The organism is Pseudomonas sp. PA27(2017) (assembly GCF_001945445.1).
Classification (GTDB): domain Bacteria; phylum Pseudomonadota; class Gammaproteobacteria; order Pseudomonadales; family Pseudomonadaceae; genus Aquipseudomonas.
On record NZ_MSXW01000002.1, the window covers coordinates 51762 to 71099 of the forward strand.

The 19338-nt window shown below is 62.9% G+C and carries 17 protein-coding genes; 11 read left to right on the forward strand and 6 right to left on the reverse strand.

The genetic code is table 11. From position 1 onward, the window contains the following. The first annotated feature begins 49 nt into the window (after window positions 1–49). Window positions 50–1024 (forward strand): HTH-type transcriptional regulator CysB, encoded by a 975-nt coding sequence (gene cysB / locus BVH06_RS00315; protein WP_075930062.1) that lies wholly within the window; start codon window positions 50–52, stop codon window positions 1022–1024. A gap of 58 nt (window positions 1025–1082) precedes the next feature. Here cysB and BVH06_RS00320 read toward each other — a convergent pair whose 3' ends face one another. The 4 genes from BVH06_RS00320 to BVH06_RS00335 all read right to left on the reverse strand — a co-directional run bounded on the left by BVH06_RS00320 (window position 1083) and on the right by BVH06_RS00335 (window position 4878). Beyond that, the gene (locus BVH06_RS00320; protein ID WP_075930063.1) at window positions 1083–1703 is read right to left on the reverse strand and encodes a phosphoadenosine phosphosulfate reductase family protein; all 621 of its coding nucleotides are present in this window, start codon (window positions 1701–1703) and stop codon (window positions 1083–1085) included. Between the two features lie 121 nt (window positions 1704–1824). Further along, a complete protein-coding gene (locus tag BVH06_RS00325) occupies window positions 1825–2811 on the reverse strand; it encodes an alpha-L-glutamate ligase-like protein (protein ID WP_075930064.1) in 987 nt (328 codons plus the stop codon). Window positions 2812–2815: 4 nt separating this feature from the next. After that, complete coding sequence (locus BVH06_RS00330) at window positions 2816–4342, reverse strand: inactive transglutaminase family protein (RefSeq protein WP_075930065.1); 1527 nt, start codon at window positions 4340–4342, stop codon at window positions 2816–2818. Window positions 4343–4347: 5 nt separating this feature from the next. Further along, the gene (locus BVH06_RS00335) at window positions 4348–4878 is read right to left on the reverse strand and encodes an ATP-dependent zinc protease (protein ID WP_075930066.1); all 531 of its coding nucleotides are present in this window, start codon (window positions 4876–4878) and stop codon (window positions 4348–4350) included. 319 nt (window positions 4879–5197) lie between these two features. On the opposite strand from BVH06_RS00335, the gene BVH06_RS00340 reads away from it, so the two are divergent. From BVH06_RS00340 to prpF, 5 genes are all read left to right on the forward strand, one after another. Next, window positions 5198–5929: a GntR family transcriptional regulator gene (locus BVH06_RS00340; RefSeq protein ID WP_075930067.1), complete on the forward strand. Its 732-nt coding sequence runs from the start codon at window positions 5198–5200 to the stop codon at window positions 5927–5929. After that, a complete protein-coding gene (gene prpB / locus BVH06_RS00345; protein ID WP_075930068.1) occupies window positions 5926–6810 on the forward strand; it encodes a methylisocitrate lyase in 885 nt (294 codons plus the stop codon). Before BVH06_RS00340 ends, prpB begins: the two co-directional genes overlap by 4 nt. Before the next feature lie 50 nt (window positions 6811–6860). Next, complete coding sequence (gene prpC / locus BVH06_RS00350; RefSeq protein ID WP_075932812.1) at window positions 6861–8021, forward strand: 2-methylcitrate synthase; 1161 nt, start codon at window positions 6861–6863, stop codon at window positions 8019–8021. A 29-nt stretch (window positions 8022–8050) separates the two neighbouring features. Beyond that, window positions 8051–10660, forward strand: a complete 2610-nt coding sequence (acnD, locus tag BVH06_RS00355; protein ID WP_168172874.1) for a Fe/S-dependent 2-methylisocitrate dehydratase AcnD — start codon at window positions 8051–8053, stop codon at window positions 10658–10660. Window positions 10661–10819: 159 nt separating this feature from the next. Continuing rightward, the gene (gene prpF, locus BVH06_RS00360; protein ID WP_075932814.1) at window positions 10820–11998 is read left to right on the forward strand and encodes a 2-methylaconitate cis-trans isomerase PrpF; all 1179 of its coding nucleotides are present in this window, start codon (window positions 10820–10822) and stop codon (window positions 11996–11998) included. A 156-nt stretch (window positions 11999–12154) separates the two neighbouring features. Here prpF and BVH06_RS00365 read toward each other — a convergent pair whose 3' ends face one another. Both BVH06_RS00365 and BVH06_RS00370 read right to left on the reverse strand, forming a co-directional pair. Continuing rightward, window positions 12155–12793 (reverse strand): LysE family translocator, encoded by a 639-nt coding sequence (locus tag BVH06_RS00365; protein WP_075930071.1) that lies wholly within the window; start codon window positions 12791–12793, stop codon window positions 12155–12157. Window positions 12794–12814: 21 nt separating this feature from the next. Continuing rightward, on the reverse strand, window positions 12815–13633 hold the full coding sequence (locus BVH06_RS00370) for a pyruvate, water dikinase regulatory protein (RefSeq protein ID WP_075930072.1): 819 nt from the start codon (window positions 13631–13633) through the stop codon (window positions 12815–12817). Between the two features lie 177 nt (window positions 13634–13810). On the opposite strand from BVH06_RS00370, the gene ppsA reads away from it, so the two are divergent. The 5 genes from ppsA (at window position 13811) to BVH06_RS00395 (ending at window position 19338) form a co-directional block, all read left to right on the forward strand. After that, entirely contained in the window at window positions 13811–16183 is a 2373-nt protein-coding gene (ppsA, locus tag BVH06_RS00375; protein WP_075932815.1) for a phosphoenolpyruvate synthase, read from the forward strand. A 249-nt stretch (window positions 16184–16432) separates the two neighbouring features. Beyond that, window positions 16433–17428 (forward strand): alpha/beta fold hydrolase, encoded by a 996-nt coding sequence (locus BVH06_RS00380; protein ID WP_075932816.1) that lies wholly within the window; start codon window positions 16433–16435, stop codon window positions 17426–17428. A gap of 90 nt (window positions 17429–17518) precedes the next feature. Then, the gene (rraA, locus tag BVH06_RS00385; RefSeq protein WP_075932817.1) at window positions 17519–18004 is read left to right on the forward strand and encodes a ribonuclease E activity regulator RraA; all 486 of its coding nucleotides are present in this window, start codon (window positions 17519–17521) and stop codon (window positions 18002–18004) included. 35 nt (window positions 18005–18039) lie between these two features. After that, window positions 18040–19035, forward strand: a complete 996-nt coding sequence (locus tag BVH06_RS00390) for a CorA family divalent cation transporter (protein ID WP_075930076.1) — start codon at window positions 18040–18042, stop codon at window positions 19033–19035. 54 nt (window positions 19036–19089) lie between these two features. After that, window positions 19090–19338: a CrfX protein gene (locus BVH06_RS00395; protein WP_075932818.1), complete on the forward strand. Its 249-nt coding sequence runs from the start codon at window positions 19090–19092 to the stop codon at window positions 19336–19338.

Here is a 19338-nt window from a genome sequence, read left to right on the forward strand (position 1 = left end):
ATAGCTGATCGACGATCAGGCGGCGGCCTATCCGCTTTGAGGGATTTATATGAAGCTTCAGCAACTGCGCTACATCTGGGAAGTCGCGCACCATGACCTCAACGTTTCCGCCACGGCGCAGAGCTTGTATACCTCGCAGCCGGGGATCAGCAAGCAGATCCGCCTGCTCGAAGACGAGCTCGGCGTCGAAGTCTTCGCCCGTAGCGGCAAGCACCTGACCCGTGTCACGCCAGCAGGTGAGCGGATCATCAATACCGCTGGCGAGATACTGCGCAAGGTCGAAAGCATCAAGCAGATAGCCCAGGAGTTCTCAAACGAGAAGAAGGGCACGCTGTCCATCGCCACCACCCACACTCAGGCACGTTATGCGTTGCCGCCGGTGATCAGCAGCTTCATCAAGCAGTACCCGGAAGTCGCTCTGCACATGCATCAGGGCACGCCGATGCAGATCGCCGAAATGGCCGCTGACGGCACCGTCGACTTCGCCATCGCTACCGAGGGTCTGGAGCTCTACAACGACCTGGTGATGATGCCGTGCTACCGCTGGAATCGCTGTGTGATCGTGCCCCAGGGCCATCCGCTGAGCAAACTGCCGAAGCTGACCCTCGAAGCCCTGGCCGAGCACGAGATCGTCACCTACACCTTCGGTTTCACCGGTCGCTCCAAGCTCGATGAGGCGTTCAGTCACCGCGGGCTGACGCCCAAGGTGGTGTTCACCGCCGTCGATGCCGACGTGATCAAGACCTACGTGCGTCTGGGCCTGGGCGTTGGCATCGTGGCCGGCATGGCGGTCGATCCGAAGCTGGATCCGGACCTGGTGGTGCTCGACGCCAGCGAGTTGTTCGAGTCCAGCGTGACGCGCATCGGTTTCCGCCGCGGCACTTTCCTGCGCGGCTTCATGTGCGATTTCATCGAGACGTTCGCTCCGCACCTGACTCGTGACGTGCTGGCCAAGGCCGTACAGTGCCACAACAAGGTCGAGCTCGAAGAGCTGTTCAAGGACGTCAAGCTGCCGTTTCACTGATCGACACGGCAGAAACGAAAATGGCGCCACAAGGCGCCATTTTTTCGAGCCGGGATATTCAGTGGCTCAGGTGCAGGCCACACTCGCGGTTGTCTTCGCCCTTGGTCGGGTCGAAGTAGTCGAAGTTGTTCGGCAGGCCGTGGGCGGTGAGGTACTGGTACAGATCCTTGGAGGACCAGTGCAGCAGCGGCGCGACCTTGATCAGGCCGTCCGGGTTGATGCTCACCGGCTGCATCTGCGCGCGAACCGCGGTGTCGGTGGCGCGCAGTGCGGTGAACCAGACGCCTGGGGCGGTCTCGCGCAGGGCTCGGGCGAAGGGCTCGAGCTTCACTTCTTCAGTGAATGCGGCATGGCGCGGATCGTCCAGACCTGGCGTCGGGCCGTCGATGGCTTCGCGGTGGGCGCGGCTGCGCTTGGGCAGGTAGGTGATCAGGTTCAGGCCCAGCTGCTGGGTGACCTCGTCGGCGAACTTGTAGGTCGCCTCGGTGTTGTAACCGCTGTCCATCCACACGATCGGGATATCGGCCTTGGCCTGGCTGACCATGTGCAGGATCACCGCTTCGAACGGGCGGAAGTTGGTGGTGCAGATCGCGGGTTTGCCCAGGCCGATCGCCCACTCGATCAGCTTTTGCGGCTGATTGGCGAATTCGGCGTTGAGTCTGTCCAGATCGAGATCCATTGCGGGCTCCGAGACGTGTGGATGATAGAGGGCGATGGTAACAAATCTGCGCGGCGACCGGGGTGCGGCTGCACAGCGGAGCGAGAGCCTGCTACCGGGTGGCCGGCAGCAGGTCGCTGGGTCAGATTTGCGCCGGCGGAATGTGCCCGAACAGTTCCTGCGAGAAACGCGTACGTTCTTCGGCGTTTTCCTGAATGCCCTTGGCTTTCAGCTCTTCCAGACGAGCTTCCACCGCGTGGGCGCGATGGGTCAGGCCACAGTCGTTGGCGATCTGGATGTTCAGGCCGGGGCGGGCGTTGAGCTCGAGAATCAGCGGGCCCTTGTCCTGGTCCAGCACCATGTCGACACCGATATAGCCCAGGCCGCACAGCTCGTAGCAGCCAGCGGCGAGCTTCATGAAACCGTCCCAGTTGGGCAGTTGCACGCCATCTACCGCGTTGGTGGTGTCCGGGTGCTTGGTGATTTTGTTGTTCAGCCAGGTGCCGCGCAGCGTCACGCCGGTGGCCAGGTCCACACCAACACCGATGGCGCCCTGGTGCAGGTTGGCCTTGCCGCCGGACTGGCGGGTCGGCAGGCGAAGCATGGCCATCACCGGGTAGCCCATCAGCACGATGATGCGGATGTCCGGCACGCCTTCGTAGCTGATGCTCTTGAAGATGCTGTCCGGCGTTACCCGGTACTCGATCAGTGCGCGGTCGCGGTGGCCGCCCAGGGAGTAGAGGCCCGAGAGGATGCTGGAAATCTGCTGCTCGATTTCCGAGTGGCTGACAATCTTGCCCGACACCGTCTTGAAGCGATCCTCGAAGCGGTCGGCAATCACCAGGATGCCGTCGCCACCGGCGCCCTGGGCCGGCTTGACGACGAAATCGCTGCGCTCACCGATGATCTTGTCGAGGTTGTCGATCTCCTTTTCGGTGGAGATCACCCCGTACATTTCCGGCACGTGAATGCCGGCTTCGATGGCCCGTTCCTTGGTGATGATCTTGTCATCGACGATCGGATACAGGTGGCGCTTGTTGTACTTGAGCACGTAGTCCGCGTTGCGGCGGTTGATGCCCATGATGCCCTTGGCCTCAAGGGCTTTCCACGTCTTGATCAGGCCGAACATGGTCTTAGTCCTTCAGGAAGGCTTTGAAGCGGAACAGTTCGGTCAGGCGGTAGCCGCGGTAGCGCCCCATCGCCAGCATGAAGCCCACCAGGATCAGCAGGATCGCCGGGAAGGTGAACACGAAGTACACCAGTTCCGGTACGGTCATCAGCAGATGGGCGATGGTCGCGGCGAACAGCGTGCCGATGGCGACCTTGAAGGCATGGCTGCCGCCGCGTTCTTCCCAGGTGATCGACAGGCGCTCGATGGTCATGGTCAGAATCACCATCGGGAACAGGGCGACCGACAGGCCACGCTCCAGCCCCAGCTTGTGGCTGAACAGGCTGATGGTGGCGATCAGCACCACCACGAAGGTCAGCACCACCGAGAGCCGTGGCAGCATCTGCAGTTTCAGGTGTTCCAGATAGGAGCGCAGGGACAGGCCGAGCGCAGTGATCACCGTGAACAGGAAGATACCGAAGCCCAGCTGGGTTTCCCGGAAGGCCAGGGCGATCAGCACCGGGGTGAAGGTACCCAGGGTCTGCAGGCCGCCGAGGTTACGCAGGATCAGGATCACCAGCACGCCAATGGGGATCATCACCATGATCATGAAGGTCTGCTGGGTCTGCAGCGGCAGGCCGTACAGCGAGTACTCGAGGAAGTCGGCGTCGGTGTTCTCGTCGGTCAGTTGGGCGAGGCGAATGGCGTTCATCTCGCTGTTGTTGAGCGTGAAGGTAGTGGTGGCCTGACGGCCGCCATCGAGGCTAACCAGCGGCTCGTCACCGGTCCACCAGACCAGGCGGTCGGCCGGCAGGCCCTGCTCGCCGGTCTCCGGGTTGAAGTACAGCCAGCGGTCGCCGTTGAAGCTGCGTAGCCACAGCTCCGGGCTCTGCTGGATGTCGGCGGCCAGGCGGATGGTGTGTACGCGCTCCATCGGTACGTGGGCGATGGACAGCAAAAGCTCCACGGCCTGGGCTTTCTTGGTGGTCGAGGCATCGCCGCCGAGCAGCAGCTTGGCGTTGTCGTCGTTGCTGTTGTTGACGCGCTTGATGGTCTCGCTGATGAAGGTCTCGACGTCCGCCGAGTGCTGGCGGATCGGCGCCAGCAGTGCCTCGGCGGCGATCTTCTCGGGGCCTTCGACCGGGATGCTGTCGCGGAAGATCGGGCCCTTCGGCTTGGCCTGCTCGCCGCTGTAGCGCTTGGTCAGTACCAGACGGTAGTAGAGGGTCTGCTTGCCGTTGGCGCGGCGCGCCGACCAGGTCACCTTGCGGTTGCCATCGGCACGGTTGACGCTCACCCCGTAGTTGTTGGAGATGAAGCTTTCGTTGAGGCTGACGTAGTCCTGATTCAACGGCGGTACGAACATCTGCAGCTTGATCGGGTCGCGGCCATTGGCCTGGAATTCGACCCGGGTGTCGATGTTCCAGAGGTCGTCGGTTTCGTCACTGCTGACCGGAATGCCGAGGATGAAAATCTGATAGGCCGTAATCAGAACGCCCAGGCTCACCAGAATGGTGATCAGGATTTTCAGATGCAGGGTAAGAGAGCGCATGGTGATTACTCGCCGGATTTTGCGTTGGAACAGTCAGGCTTGCCTGCTGCGTATTTTAAGCTGGGGTCGACCAGCGCATCGAAGCGCTTGAGCGCGTCGGAGCCGATCAAAAGCGGGTATTGGAAGGCGCTTCGATCGGTAAGGTTCACTTCGATCTGGCGTTTGACGTTACCCATGCACACGTCCAGTTCGATGACCGGGCGGGCGGTGTAGGTCTTCTCATCGTCTTCGTCGACGTCGCCGGCACGGCGCTTGATCTTGCTGATGCGTGCCAGCGGGCGCTCGATGGGATGCGCGTGGGCATCGTCGATGGCCAGGTAGAAACGCACCCAGCGTTCGCCGTCACGCTTGAAGCGCTCGATGTCGCGGGCGCTGAGCGAGGCGGTCTGGGCGCCGGTGTCGAGTTTGGCGGCCACTTCCACGTCGATGTCGAGGCTGACGTGTTCGTTCAGGCCGTAGATGGTTTTGTCCGCCGCGATACTGTGGCAAGACAGCGCCAGCAAGCAGGGCAAGGTAGTCAGGAAATGAAGTCTCATGGGTCCTTGAGTAGATGAAGCGATGGGACGATCCATGCGCCATTGAAGACGGCCTACTAGCCGCTACAGCAGCGGCCCGTGGGCGAAATGAGGCGAAGTCTAGCATGGGCTGCGAACGAGCCGACAGTCGCTTGTGTGGCGTGCCACAGGCGCTCGACAGACTATCTGCAGGTGTGAATGGTGCCGTTCGCATCGAATGTTCCGTGGCTGACGAGGTTGACGAAAAGGCCCATCTTGAAAATACATTGTCGACAGGAAGGCTTGAATTTTCTTCAGATATGGATTTATCTGAAGATCAAACGATAAGAGTGTCGACAATATGTTGGATGCCGTTGAGGGTGTCGCTGAGGAAGACGTCGGAACCCTGGCCGAAAACGTCTTTCGGCAGATCCAGCTGGCCATCGTGCGTGGCGAGATGGCGCCGGGCAGCAAGATCTCCGAGCCGGAGCTGGCGCGCACCTATGGCATCAGCCGTGGGCCGCTGCGCGAGGCGATTCACCGGCTGGAGGGGCAGAAGCTGCTGGTGCGCGTTCCCCATGTCGGCGCCCGGGTGGTATCGCTCAGCCATGCCGAACTGATCGAGCTGTACGAAATCCGCGAATCCCTGGAAGGCATGGCCTGTCGACAGGCGGCCGAGCGCATGAGCCAAGCCGAGATCGACGACCTGCGCCGGGTGCTCGACCTGCACGAGCAGGACGCGGCGTTTCAGGCCGGTGTCGGCTACTACCAGCAGGAAGGCGATTTCGACTTTCATTACCGGATCATCCAGGGCAGCGGCAACCGCACCTTGGCCAAGCTGCTGTGCGACGAGCTCTATCAACTGGTGCGCATGTATCGCCTGCAGTTCTCCGCCACACCCAATCGCCCGCACCAGGCCTTTGCCGAACACCACCGCATTCTCGACGCCATCGCCGATCGCGACGGTGAGTTGGCCGAACTGCTGATGCGCCGTCACATCGGCGCGTCCAAACGCAATATCGAGCGTCATTATCTGGCCCAGGCCGGGCAGGCGGCGCTTGCCAAACCTTCCAAGACCCGAGGTGATTCATGACCCAGCTTTCTGCAGGCCAGCGTTTCCGCCAGGCCCTCATCGAAGAAAAACCGCTGCAGGTGATCGGCGCGATCAACGCCAACCATGCGTTGCTGGCCCAACGTGCCGGCTTCAAGGCGATCTACCTGTCTGGCGGTGGTGTGGCGGCTGGCTCCCTGGGGCTGCCGGACCTGGGCATCAACACCCTGGAAGACGTGCTGATCGACGTGCGGCGCATCACCGATGTGTGCGACCTGCCGCTGATGGTCGACATCGACACCGGCTTCGGGCCGAGCGCCTTCAATATCGAGCGCACCATCAAGAGCCTGATCAAGGCGGGTGCTGCGGCGGCCCATATCGAGGATCAGGTGGGTGCCAAGCGCTGTGGTCACCGGCCGGGCAAAGAGATCGTCTCCTGCGAAGAGATGGTGGACCGCGTCAAGGCTGCCGCCGATGCCAAGACCGACCCGAATTTCTTCCTGATCGCCCGTACCGACGCCATCCAGGCCGAGGGCGTGGACGCCGCCATCGAGCGTTGCCTGCGTTATGTGGAGGCGGGCGCCGACGGCATCTTCGCCGAAGCGGCTTATGACCTGCCGACCTACCAACGTTTCGTCGAGGCGCTAAAGGTGCCGGTACTGGCCAACATCACCGAGTTCGGCGCCACGCCGTTGTTCACCCGCGACGAGCTGGCCTCGGTCGGCGTGGCCATCCAGCTTTACCCGCTGTCGGCTTTTCGCGCGGCCAACAAGGCGGCGGAAAACGTTTACACCTCGATTCGCCAGAACGGCCACCAGCAGGACGTGGTCGAGCAGATGCAGACCCGCGCCGAGTTGTATGAGCGCATCGGTTATCACGCCTTCGAGCAGAAGCTCGACGCGCTGTTCGCCGCCAAGAAGTGATTGCCTGACGGGCTGCGTTGCGGCTCGCCCATAACAACAAGGAGAAACTGATGAGCGCCACCGACACCTCCGCACCCGGCTTCAAACCGAAGAAATCCGTCGCCCTCAGTGGCACCGCTGCTGGCAATACTGCCCTTTGCACCGTGGGCCGCACCGGCAATGACCTGCATTACCGCGGTTACGACATTCTCGATGTCGCCACCACCTGCGAATTCGAGGAGGTCGCCCATCTGCTTGTGCATGGCAAGCTGCCGACGGTTGCCGAACTGGCGGCCTACAAGGCCAAACTCAAGGCACTGCGAGGCCTGCCGGCGGCGTTGAAGGTGGCGCTCGAGCAATTGCCGCCTTCGGCCCACCCGATGGACGTGATGCGCACCGGTGTGTCGGTGCTCGGCTGCCTGGCGCCCGAGAAGGACGACCACAACCACCCAGGCGCGCGGGATATCGCTGACAAGCTGATGGCGTCGCTGGGCTCCATGCTGCTTTATTGGTATCACTTCAGTCACAACGGCAAGCGCATCGAGGTGGAGACCGACGACGACTCCATCGGCGGACATTTCCTGCACCTGCTGCACGGCGCTGCGCCACGCGAGTCCTGGGTGCGCGCCATGCACACCTCGCTGATTCTCTACGCCGAGCACGAGTTCAACGCCTCGACCTTCACCAGCCGGGTGATCGCCGGCACCGGCTCGGACCTGTTCTCGGCCATCGCCGGCGGTATCGGTGCGCTGCGCGGGCCCAAGCACGGCGGCGCCAACGAAGTGGCCTTCGAGGTGCAGAAACGCTACGACAGCCCGGACGACGCCGAGGCCGATATCCGCGAGCGGGTAGGGCGCAAGGAAGTGGTGATCGGCTTCGGCCATCCGGTCTATACGGTTGCCGACCCGCGCAACAAGGTGATCAAGGAAGTGGCTCGCGAGCTGTCGGCCGAGCAGGGCAACAACAAGATGTTCGATATCGCCGAGCGCCTGGAAACCATCATGTGGGACATCAAGAAGATGTTCCCCAACCTCGACTGGTTCAGCGCCGTGAGCTACCACATGATGGGCGTGCCCACCGCCATGTTCACCCCGCTGTTCGTCATCGCTCGTACCGCCGGCTGGTCCGCCCACGTCATCGAGCAACGCATCGACGGCAAGATCATCCGCCCGAGCGCCAACTACACAGGCCCTGAGGACCTGAAGTTCGTGCCGCTCAAGGATCGCCCCTGATAATTATGAAAAGCCACATGACCGAAACCGTGAACAGCCAATACCGCAAGCGCCTGCCCGGCACCGCACTGGATTACTTCGATGCTCGTGAGGCCGTCGAGGCGATCCAGGCCGGCGCCTGGGCGAAGCTGCCCTACACCTCGCGCGTGCTCGCCGAGCAACTGGTGCGCCGTTGTGACCCGCAGGATTTGACCGCTTCCCTGGAGCAACTGGTGCATTGCAAGCGCGATCTGGATTTTCCCTGGTATCCGGCGCGCGTAGTCTGTCACGACATTCTCGGGCAGACCGCGTTGGTCGACCTGGCCGGCCTGCGCGACGCCATCGCCGACAAGGGCGGTGACCCGGCCAAGGTCAACCCGGTGGTACCGACCCAGTTGATCGTCGACCATTCGCTAGCCGTCGAGGCGCCAGGATTCGACCCGGACGCCTTCGAGAAGAATCGCGCCATCGAGGATCGCCGTAACGAGGATCGCTTCCACTTCATCGACTGGACCAAGACCGCGTTCAAGAACGTCGACGTGATTCCGGCCGGCAACGGCATCATGCACCAGATCAACCTCGAAAAAATGAGCCCGGTGATCCAGGCGCGCGGCGGCATCGCCTTTCCCGATACCTGCGTCGGTACCGACTCGCACACCCCGCATGTCGATGCGCTGGGCGTGATCGCCATTGGCGTCGGCGGCCTGGAAGCCGAGACGGTGATGCTTGGCCACCCGTCGATGATGCGCCTGCCGGATATCGTCGGCGTCGAACTCACTGGCAAACGCCAGCCCGGCATCACGGCCACCGATATCGTCCTGGCGCTGACCGAGTTCCTGCGCCAGGAGCGGGTGGTGGGCGCCTGGGTCGAATTTTTTGGTGAGGGCGCGGACGGCCTGTCCATCGGCGACCGCGCGACCATCTCCAACATGTGTCCGGAATACGGCGCCACCGCCTCGATGTTCTACATCGACGAGCAGACCATCGACTACCTCAAACTCACCGGTCGCGAGCCGGAGCAGGTGGCGCTGGTAGAGCATTACGCCAAGACCCTAGGGCTGTGGAGCAGCGCATTGGAAGGCGCCGAGTACGAGCGTGTGCTGCGCTTCGACCTGGGCAGCGTGGGCCGCAACATGGCCGGCCCGAGCAACCCGCATCGGCGCCTACCCACCTCGGCGCTGGCCGAGCGTGGCATCGCTGATGAAGCCAAATTGCAGGCCGGCAAGGGCGAGGAAGCCCAGGGGCTTATGCCCGATGGCGCGGTGATCATCGCCGCCATCACCAGTTGTACCAACACGTCCAATCCGCGCAACGTGGTCGCAGCCGGCCTTGTGGCCAAGAAGGCCAACGCGCTGGGCCTGGTGCGCAAACCCTGGGTGAAAACCTCCTTCGCGCCGGGCTCCAAGGTCGCCAAGCTGTACCTGGAAGAGGCCGGCCTGCTGCCGGAGCTGGAAATGCTCGGTTTCGGCATCGTCGCCTACGCCTGCACAACCTGTAACGGCATGTCCGGCGCGTTGGACCCGGTGATCCAGAAGGAAATCATCGACCGCGATCTGTACGCCACCGCCGTGCTCTCGGGGAACCGCAACTTCGACGGGCGCATCCATCCCTACGCCAAGCAGGCGTTTTTAGCGTCGCCGCCGCTGGTGGTGGCTTACGCCATCGCCGGCACCGTGCGTTTCGACATCGAGCAGGATGCGCTGGGCAACGATGCGCAGGGCAATCCGATTACCCTCAAGGACCTATGGCCGAGCGACGAGGAAATCGATGCCATCGTTGCCGCGTCGGTAAAGCCCGAGCAGTTCAAGCAGATCTACATCCCGATGTTCGACCTGGGCAGCGTGCAGGAGGCCGAAAGCCCGCTGTACGACTGGCGGCCGGCGTCCACCTACATCCGCCGCCCGCCTTACTGGGAGGGTGCATTGGCCAGCGAGCGCACGCTCAAGGGCATGCTGCCCCTGGCGATCCTCCCGGACAACATCACCACCGACCACCTGTCTCCGTCCAACGCCATCCTGGCGGACTCGGCCGCCGGCGAGTATCTGGCGAAAATGGGCTTGCCGGAGGAGGACTTCAACTCCTACGCGACTCACAGGGGCGACCACCTGACCGCCCAGCGCGCCACCTTCGCCAACCCGCAACTGGTCAACGAAATGGTCGTAGTCGACGGGCAGGTGAAAAAGGGCTCGCTGGCTCGTGTCGAGCCTGAGGGCAAGGTGATGCGCATGTGGGAGGCCATCGAGACCTACATGAACCGCAAGCAGAACCTGATCATCGTGGCCGGCGCCGACTACGGCCAGGGCTCCTCCCGCGACTGGGCGGCCAAGGGCGTGCGCCTGGCGGGCGTGGAGGTGATCGTCGCCGAAGGCTTCGAGCGCATTCACCGCACCAACTTGGTGGGCATGGGCGTGCTACCGGTGGAGTTCACGCCTGGGACGACGAGGTTGACCCTTGGGCTCGATGGCACTGAAACCTATGACATCGAGGGCGATATCGCACCGCGCGGCGAGCTGACCCTGGTGGTCAACCGCCGCAACGGCGAGATGGTCCGGGTGCCAGTGACCTGCCGCCTGGATACTGCGGCGGACGTCAGCGTGTACAAGGCCGGCGGTGTGCTGCAGCGCTTCGCCAAGGACTTCCTCGACGGCGCGGTGGCGTGACTGCGTAGGGTGGATCGCGCTTTACCGATCCACCACCGGCATCTCCACGATGAATGGAAAAAGTGCCAGCTACGCGCCCCGATCCACCCTACAGCCAATCCGGGAAAACGATTACCACATGCCCGGATTGCATCCAGGCCATTTTCAAGGACCGCATCCATGGCTTATCTGCCGCAAGTGAAAATCCCCGCCACCTATATGCGTGGCGGCACCAGCAAGGGCGTGTTCTTTCGTCTGCAGGACCTGCCCGAGCCTTGCCAGCTGCCCGGCGAGGCCCGCGATCAGCTGTTCATGCGGGTGATCGGCAGCCCCGATCCGTATTCGGCGCATATAGACGGCATGGGCGGGGCTACGTCGAGCACCTCCAAGTGCGTGATCCTGTCGAAGAGCGCCCGGCCCGAGCACGATGTGGATTACCTCTACGGCCAGGTGTCCATCGACAAGGCGTTCGTCGACTGGAGCGGTAACTGCGGCAACCTGTCTACCGCCGCCGGTGCTTTCGCTATTCATGCCGGCTTGATCGACCCTTCACGGATTCCCGAGAGCGGCACCTGCGTGGTGCGCATCTGGCAGGCCAATATTCACAAAACCATCATCGCCCACGTGCCGATCAGCAATGGCCAGGTGCAGGAAACCGGCGACTTCGAACTGGACGGTGTGACCTTCCCGGCGGCGGAGATCGTGTTGGAGTTTCTCGATCCCTCGGACGACGGCGAGGAGGGCGGCTCGATGTTTCCTACCGGCAATCTGGTCGATGACCTCGACGTGCCCGGTGTCGGGGCCTTCAAGGCGACGCTGATCGCGGCGGGCATTCCGACCATTTTCGTCAATGCCGAGGATATCGGCTACCAAGGCACCGAGCTGCGCGAGGACATCAATGCGGACCCGGCACAACTGGCGCGTTTCGAGCAGATTCGTGTGGCAGGTGCCCTGCGCATGGGGCTGATCAAGAGCGCCGAGGAGGCGCTGACCCGCCAGCACACGCCCAAAGTAGCCTTCGTCAGCCCGCCGAAAAGCTACCGGGCATCGAGTGGCAAGACGGTCGAAGCAGGCGAGGTCGACCTGCTGGTGCGTGCGCTGTCCATGGGCAAGCTGCATCATGCCATGATGGGTACCTGTGCGGTAGCCATCGGCGCAGCGGCGGCGGTGCCGGGCACGCTGGTCAACCTGGCGGCGGGCGGCGGTGAGCGCCAGGCGGTGCGCTTCGGGCATCCCTCCGGCACCTTGCGTGTTGGCGCCGAAGCGGGCTTGGTCGACGGCGGCTGGGTGGTCACCAAGGCGATCATGAGCCGCAGTGCGCGGATTCTCATGGAGGGCTGGGTCCGGGTGCCGGCCTAGGCTCTGTCTGAAAAGTACCTGCGCTCGGTGATGCTTCGTTAAAAATCGGTTCGGAATGCTCATTTACAGCTCGTAAACTCCGCTTCCTCACCGATTTTTGCCTCGCCTGACCTTCGCTCGGAGACTTTTCAGACAGACCCTAGCGCCGGCGGCCATTCAATGCTGGGTGGTGCTGATCAGCAGGCCACCCGCACCCATGAAGAAGGCGCCCGTGGTGCGGTTCAGGCGTTGCGCGCCTCGCCGGGTACGAATAAAGCGGCGGATCTGTCGACCGAACAGGGCATAGACCAGCGAGGCTGCGTATTCGGCCAGCAGGTAGGTGGCGCCCAGGTAGATGAACTGCTCGGTCGCCGGCTCGCCCGGTTTGATGAACTGCGGGAACACTGCCGCGAACAGCAGAATGGCCTTGGGGTTGCTGATGCCGATCAGAAACTCCTGCAGCATCAGGCGCGACACCCGCCGCTGCGGCTGCACGGCCGGCACTGCGCCCTCCAGCTCCAGGCCGCTGAATTCCCGGCTGCGCCAGGCGCTGATGCCCAGGTACAGCAGGTACAGCGCGCCGACCCACTTGATCACCGTGAAGGCGGTTTCCGAGGCCAGTAGCATGGCGCCCAGGCCCACCGCGGAAATGCTCAGGAAGATGATGAATGCCGCTACGCGCCCGGTGGTGGCTACCAGGGCCGCGCCGATGCCATGGCGGATGCCGTTGTTCATCGCGCAGAAGTTGTTGGGGCCTGGCGTCAACGCGATCAGAAAGGCGAGCGGGGCGAACAGCACGGCATCGGACAGCGTCATGGCAGGTCCCTCAGGGGGCGGTTATTTGAAGCGTCGCTCGACGCCTTTTTCCACCAGGATCTTGGCGGAAATCTCTTCCACCGAGAAATGGGTGGAGTCGATGAAGTTGATCGATTCGCGGCGGAACAGGCTTTCCACCTCGCGCACCTCGAATTCGCACTGAGCATAGCTGGCGTAGCGGCTGTTTGGCTTGCGCTCGTTGCGAATCGCCGCCAGGCGGTCGGGGTCGATGGTCAGGCCGAACAGCTTCTCGCGGTATTTTTTCAGCGAGGCTGGCAGTTGCAGGCGCTCCATGTCGTCTTCGGTGAGTGGGTAGTTGGCGGCGCGAATACCGTATTGCATGGCCATGTACAGGCAGGTCGGGGTCTTGCCGCAACGCGACACGCCCACCAGGATCAGGTCGGCCTTGTCGTAATAATGGGTGCGCGCGCCATCGTCGTTGTCGAGGGCAAAGTTGACCGCCTCGATGCGCTCCATGTAGTTGGTATTGCCACTGATCGAGTGGGATTTGCCCACCGAGTACGAGGAGTGGGAAGCGAGTTCCTGCTCCAGTGGCGCCAGGAAGGTCGAGAAGATGTCGATCATGAAACCGCGGGACTCGACCAGGATGTCGTGGATTTCCTGGTTGACGATGGTGGCGAAGACGATCGGGTTGGCGCCGTCTCTGTCGGCGGCATTATTGATTTGTTGTACCATGGCGCGCGCTTTTTCGACGCTGTCGACATAGGGCCGCGTGAGCTTGGTGAAGCCGATGGTGTCGAACTGGGCCAGCAGGCTTTGCCCCAGAGCCTCCGCGGTGATACCGGTGCCGTCGGAGATGAAGTACGCGGTTCGAGTCATTGCGCAAATGGCCTATAAGCTGGGAACGAATCTTGGCTATGATAGGTCGGTTTTTTGCCGGCCCTGATGGGTTTGCATTGTTACTTATTTTCCAGGGCCAGGCCATTGTCCACCCGGCGCATGCCGACGGCGTTTCCAGCCCATGAGCTTTTCCAACACTGAAGTGGAGAGATCACCTTGGCAGAGTACGTAGTTTCCCTCGATAAGCTCGGCAATCATGACGTCGAGCATGTAGGGGGCAAGAACGCCTCCCTCGGCGAGATGATCAGCAACCTGGCGGGTGCTGGCGTTTCGGTACCCGGTGGTTTCGCCACGACCGCCCAGGCCTATCGCGACTTCCTCGAGCAGAGCGGTCTGAACGCGCAGATCCACGAAGCGCTGGACGCCCTGGACGTCGACGACGTCAACGCCCTGGCCAAGACCGGCGCGCAGATTCGCCAGTGGGTGATGGACGCCGAGTTCCCGGCCGAGCTCAACGAGCAGATTCGCACGGCGTTCGCCGCCATGGCGGGCGGTAACAACAACATGGCCGTGGCCGTGCGTTCCTCGGCCACCGCCGAAGACCTGCCCGATGCCTCCTTCGCAGGCCAGCAGGAAACCTTCCTGAACATCCGCGGCGTGGAGAACGTTATCCGTGCGGCCAAGGAAGTCTTCGCTTCGCTGTTCAACGACCGCGCCATCGCCTACCGCGTGCACCAGGGCTTCGACCACAAGCTGGTCGCCCTGTCCGCAGGCGTGCAGCGCATGGTGCGTTCGGAAACCGGCACCGCCGGCGTGATGTTCACCCTCGATACCGAATCGGGCTTCCGCGACGTGGTGTTCATCACCGGCGCCTACGGCCTGGGTGAAACCGTGGTGCAGGGCGCGGTCAACCCCGACGAGTTCTATGTCCACAAGCAGACCCTGGAAGCCGGCCGCCCGGCGATCCTGCGTCGCAACCTGGGCAGCAAGGCGATCAAGATGATCTACGGCGACGAAGCCAAGGCCGGCAAGTCGGTCAAGGTGGTCGATGTCGACCGCGCCGACCGCGCGCGTTTCTGCCTGAGCGATGCCGAAGTCAGCGAGCTGGCCAAGCAGGCCATGATCATCGAGAAACACTACGGCCGCCCGATGGACATCGAGTGGGCCAAGGACGGTGACGACGGCAAGCTGTACATCGTTCAGGCCCGCCCGGAGACCGTGAAGAGCCGCGCCAGCGCCACCGTGATGGAGCGCTACCTGCTCAAGGAAAAAGGTACCGTGCTGGTCGAAGGCCGCGCCATCGGCCAGAAAATCGGCGCCGGCAAGGTTCGCGTGATCAACGACGTGTCCGAGATGGACAAGGTCCAGCCCGGCGACGTACTGGTATCCGACATGACCGACCCGGACTGGGAACCGGTCATGAAGCGCGCCAGCGCCATCGTCACCAACCGCGGCGGGCGGACCTGCCACGCGGCGATCATCGCCCGCGAGCTGGGCATTCCGGCCGTGGTCGGTTGCGGCAACGCCACCCATGCGCTGCGTGACGGCCAGGGTGTGACGGTTTCCTGCGCCGAAGGCGACACCGGGTTCATCTTCGAGGGCGAGCTGGGCTTCGACGTGCGCCAGAACTCTATCGATGCCATGCCCGAGCTGCCGTTCAAAATCATGATGAACGTCGGCAACCCCGACCGCGCCTTCGATTTCGCCCAACTGCCCAACGCCGGTATCGGCCTGGCGCGCCTGGAGTTCATCATCAACCGCATGATCGGCGTGCACCCCAAGGCGCTGCTGAACATGGACGGCCTGCCACCGGAAATCCAGGAAAGCGTCGAGAAGCGCATCGCCGGTTATGACGATCCGGTGAATTTCTACGTCGAGAAACTGGTGGAAGGCATCAGCACCCTGGCGGCGGCGTTCTGGCCCAAGAAGGTCATCGTGCGCCTGTCCGACTTCAAGTCCAACGAATACGCGAACCTGATCGGCGGCAAGCTGTACGAGCCGGAAGAAGAAAACCCGATGCTGGGCTTCCGCGGCGCCTCGCGCTACATCAGCGAATCGTTCCGTGATTGCTTCGAGCTCGAGTGCCGGGCGCTGAAGAAGGTCCGCAACGAGATGGGCCTGACCAACGTCGAGATCATGGTGCCGTTCGTGCGTACCCTGGGCGAAGCGAAACAGGTGGTCGATCTGCTCGCCGAGAACGGCCTGGCGCGCGGTCAGGATGGCCTCAAGGTCATCATGATGTGCGAGCTGCCGTCCAACGCCATCCTCGCAGAAGAGTTCCTCGAATACTTCGACGGCTTCTCCATCGGCTCCAACGACCTGACCCAGCTGACTCTGGGGCTGGATCGCGATTCCGGGATCGTCGCGCACCTGTTCGACGAGCGTAACCCGGCAGTCAAGAAGCTGCTTTCCAACGCCATCCAGGCCTGCAACAAGGCCGGCAAGTACATCGGCATCTGCGGCCAGGGGCCGTCGGACCACCCGGACCTGGCGCGCTGGCTGATGGAGCAGGGCATCGAAAGCGTTTCCCTGAACCCCGATTCGGTACTGGAAACCTGGTTCTTCCTGGCCGAAGCCCAGCCCAGCTGATCGGTCTGGTTTGCAGAGTGACCCGAGGGCAGGTTCTACCTGCCCTTTTTTGTGACCTGCCATCGCTGGCGGCCACCCCTTCGGGCCGTCGAAAGCGACGTCAAAAACTTCTCCCGGAAGTTTTTTGTGCCGCTGTGCGGGCGGCAAGCCCGCAGGCAGCTATGGCGATCGTGTCGCCAGGTTTTGAATTTTGGTGTCTGCCACCGGCAACCCCAGCGGCGGACAATCTGTTGTGTCAGAGCGAAGAAGATGCAAAGCAGCAGTGAGTTGTTTCCCGTAGCGCTGATGAGTGCCGAGCTACGGGGTGACCTGAGTGAAGATGTCTACCGCCTCAAACCGGGCAACAGCCCGGATTTCAGTGTTGAGCTGGCCCTGACCCGCCTCGGGCTCGCTGGGCAGGAAGAGGCGCGCGGCGAACCGGTGATCCTGCTGCATGGCAGTTTTTCCAACCGACGGTTCTGGTATTCGCCCGGCGGCATCGGCCTGGCGCCTTATCTGGTGCGTGCCGGCTTCGATGTGTGGATTGCCGAGATGCGCGGCCATGGCCTGTCGCCGCGCAACCTGGCTTATCGGGATAACTGTGTGGCGCACTACGCCCGCTACGATCTGCCGGCGATCGCCGCGTTCGTCGCCGAGCAGAATCCGGCGCCGGCTCATTGGCTGGGTCATTCGCTGGGCGGCCTGACGCTGGCGGCAGCACTGGGGGGCGGTCATTTACCACAGGCCGGCATTGCCAGCCTGGGCCTGTTCGGGGCCGAGGTCAGCCGCCGTCACTGGATACTCAAGGTGCCGCCCGTCGAGTGGATCGCGCGCCTGGTGATCAAGCGCTTCGCGGTGCTCTCTGGGGCGCGTCTCAAGCGTGGGCCCGAGGACGAGCCGATTGGCATCGCCCTGGAAACCCTGCGCTGGCATCGCCTTTTCGGGCGTTTCGGCGACGCCGAGCACGACTGGTGGGCCGGGCTGCAAGCGGTCACGGTGCCGCTGCTCGCGGTGGCCAGCGACGCTGACCGGGAGTGCCCGCCCGAGGCCTGTCGCGCCCTGTTCGAACGATTCGCCTCGGTCGATCGCGAGTTCGTCAATCTGGGGCGAGGGCAGGGTTTCGAGCACGAGTACGATCATGTGCAGATGCTGGTCAGCAAGCCTGCCCAGAGCGAAGTCTGGCCGCTGGTTCGCCGTTGGCTCGAAGGCGAGCGCCAGTCGCCGCCGCGCGAGGCGCAGGAGCCGGCCATCGTTGCCGTGTCGTGATGCGATAGTGAACGGGCGCTGCCGAGAGTGTTCGAGGCGCGCCCGATAACGCTATGCTGCAGGCTTCGAACACCCACCAGGAGTTTCGCCATGCACTACAGCACGCCCGATCTGTGTGACGCCAACCCGGAACTGGTCAGCGTCGTGGAGCCGATGTTCAGCAACTTTGGCGGTCGCGATTCGTTCGCCGGGCAGATCGTCACGGTCAAATGCTTCGAGGACAATTCCCTGGTCAAATCCCAGGCGGATCAGCCTGGGGCCGGCAAGGTGCTGGTGGTCGATGGCGGTGCCTCGCTGCGTTGTGCGCTGCTTGGCGACATGATCGCCGAGAAAGCGGCGAACAATGGCTGGGAAGGCATGGTGATCTACGGCTGCGTGCGCGACGTCGACGTGCTGGCGCAGACCAACCTCGGCGTACAGGCGCTGGGCAGTCATCCGATGAAAACCGAGAAGCGCGGCCTGGGCGACCTGAATGTGGTGGTCAGCTTTGGTGGCGTGACCTTCCGCCCTGGGGAGTACCTGTACGCCGACAACAACGGCATCATCGTTTCACCGCAGGCGCTGCAAACCGAGTAAGCAGGCGTCGGCCTGGCAGTCATCGAGGGGTATGGATGTACGAGGAAGACAACGCGCAGTGGGGGCTGGTACACGGCTTCGTGCTGGATGGCAAGGGCGGCGCACAGGCAGTGGCACGCGAGCAACTCGATGGACTACAGCTCGAGGAGGGGCAGAGCCTGTGGCTGCACTGGGATCGCAGTCATCCGCAGACCCAGAGCTGGCTGCGCCGCGACAGTGGTCTGAGCGAGTTCGCCTGCGACCTGCTGCTCGAGGAGAATACCCGTCCGCGTGCCTTGCCGCTGCCCGACGACGAGTTGTTGCTGTTCCTGCGTGGCGTCAACCTCAACCCCGGCGCCGAACCCGAGGACATGGTTTCGGTGCGCATTTCCGCCGGCGCGCAGCGGGTGATCTCGCTGCGCCTGCGCCCGCTGCGTGCCACCGAGGATCTGATCGAACGGCTGCAGGCCGGTAAAGGGCCGCGAAATCCCTCCGAGCTGATCCTGCAGCTCAGCGATTACCTCACCGACAAGGTCGAGGATCTGGTGACCGGTCTCTCCGACCTGGTCGATGAACAGGAAGAAAAGGTCGATGGCAACGAGCGCACCTTGCCCGATCACGGCCTGCTGCTGCATATCCGGCGCCGCGCCGCGGGTCTTCGCCGCTTTCTGTCGCCGCAACGGGATATCTACGCGCAGCTCACCCGCAGTCAACTGCCCTGGCTGAGCCACGAAGACAGCCTGTACTGGAACGAGCTGAATAACCGGCTGCTGCGCTACCTCGAGGAACTGGAACTGACGCGCGAGCGCATCGGCCTGTTGCTGGAGACGGAGAATCGCCGGCTCGACGTGCGCATGAACCACATCATGTTCCGCTTCGGCATCATTACCTGCATTTTCCTGCCCATGAGCTTCGTTACCGGCCTGCTGGGCATCAACGTAGGCGGCATTCCCGGCGCCCAGAGCCCCTATGGGTTTCTGGTCGCGTGCCTGCTGATGGTGCTGATCGGCTTGGGCCAGTGGCTGTTGTTCCGCCGTCTGCGCTGGGTGTGATGTGACTCGCCCGGCAAGCGCTGCGTCTAGCGGAGACGTTCTGTGAGGTCTGCCATGCACGATCCATTCGAAGAATCTCTGCGTGATCTGTTGAAAGCACCGTCTTCGCCTGCGCGCGACGACGATGCCTGCCTGAACCGAGTGCTGAAAACCGCCAACCGCCAGGTAGGCGCGGGCGACCTGTTCGGCCTGATGGGGCATTGGGCCAGCGCCCTGATGATCGCCCTCAACAATGGCTCTTCCCATGTCGCACCGGTGTCACGCCGCCGTGCGTCTGCTCGTTCTCCCGATAAGGCGCAATGA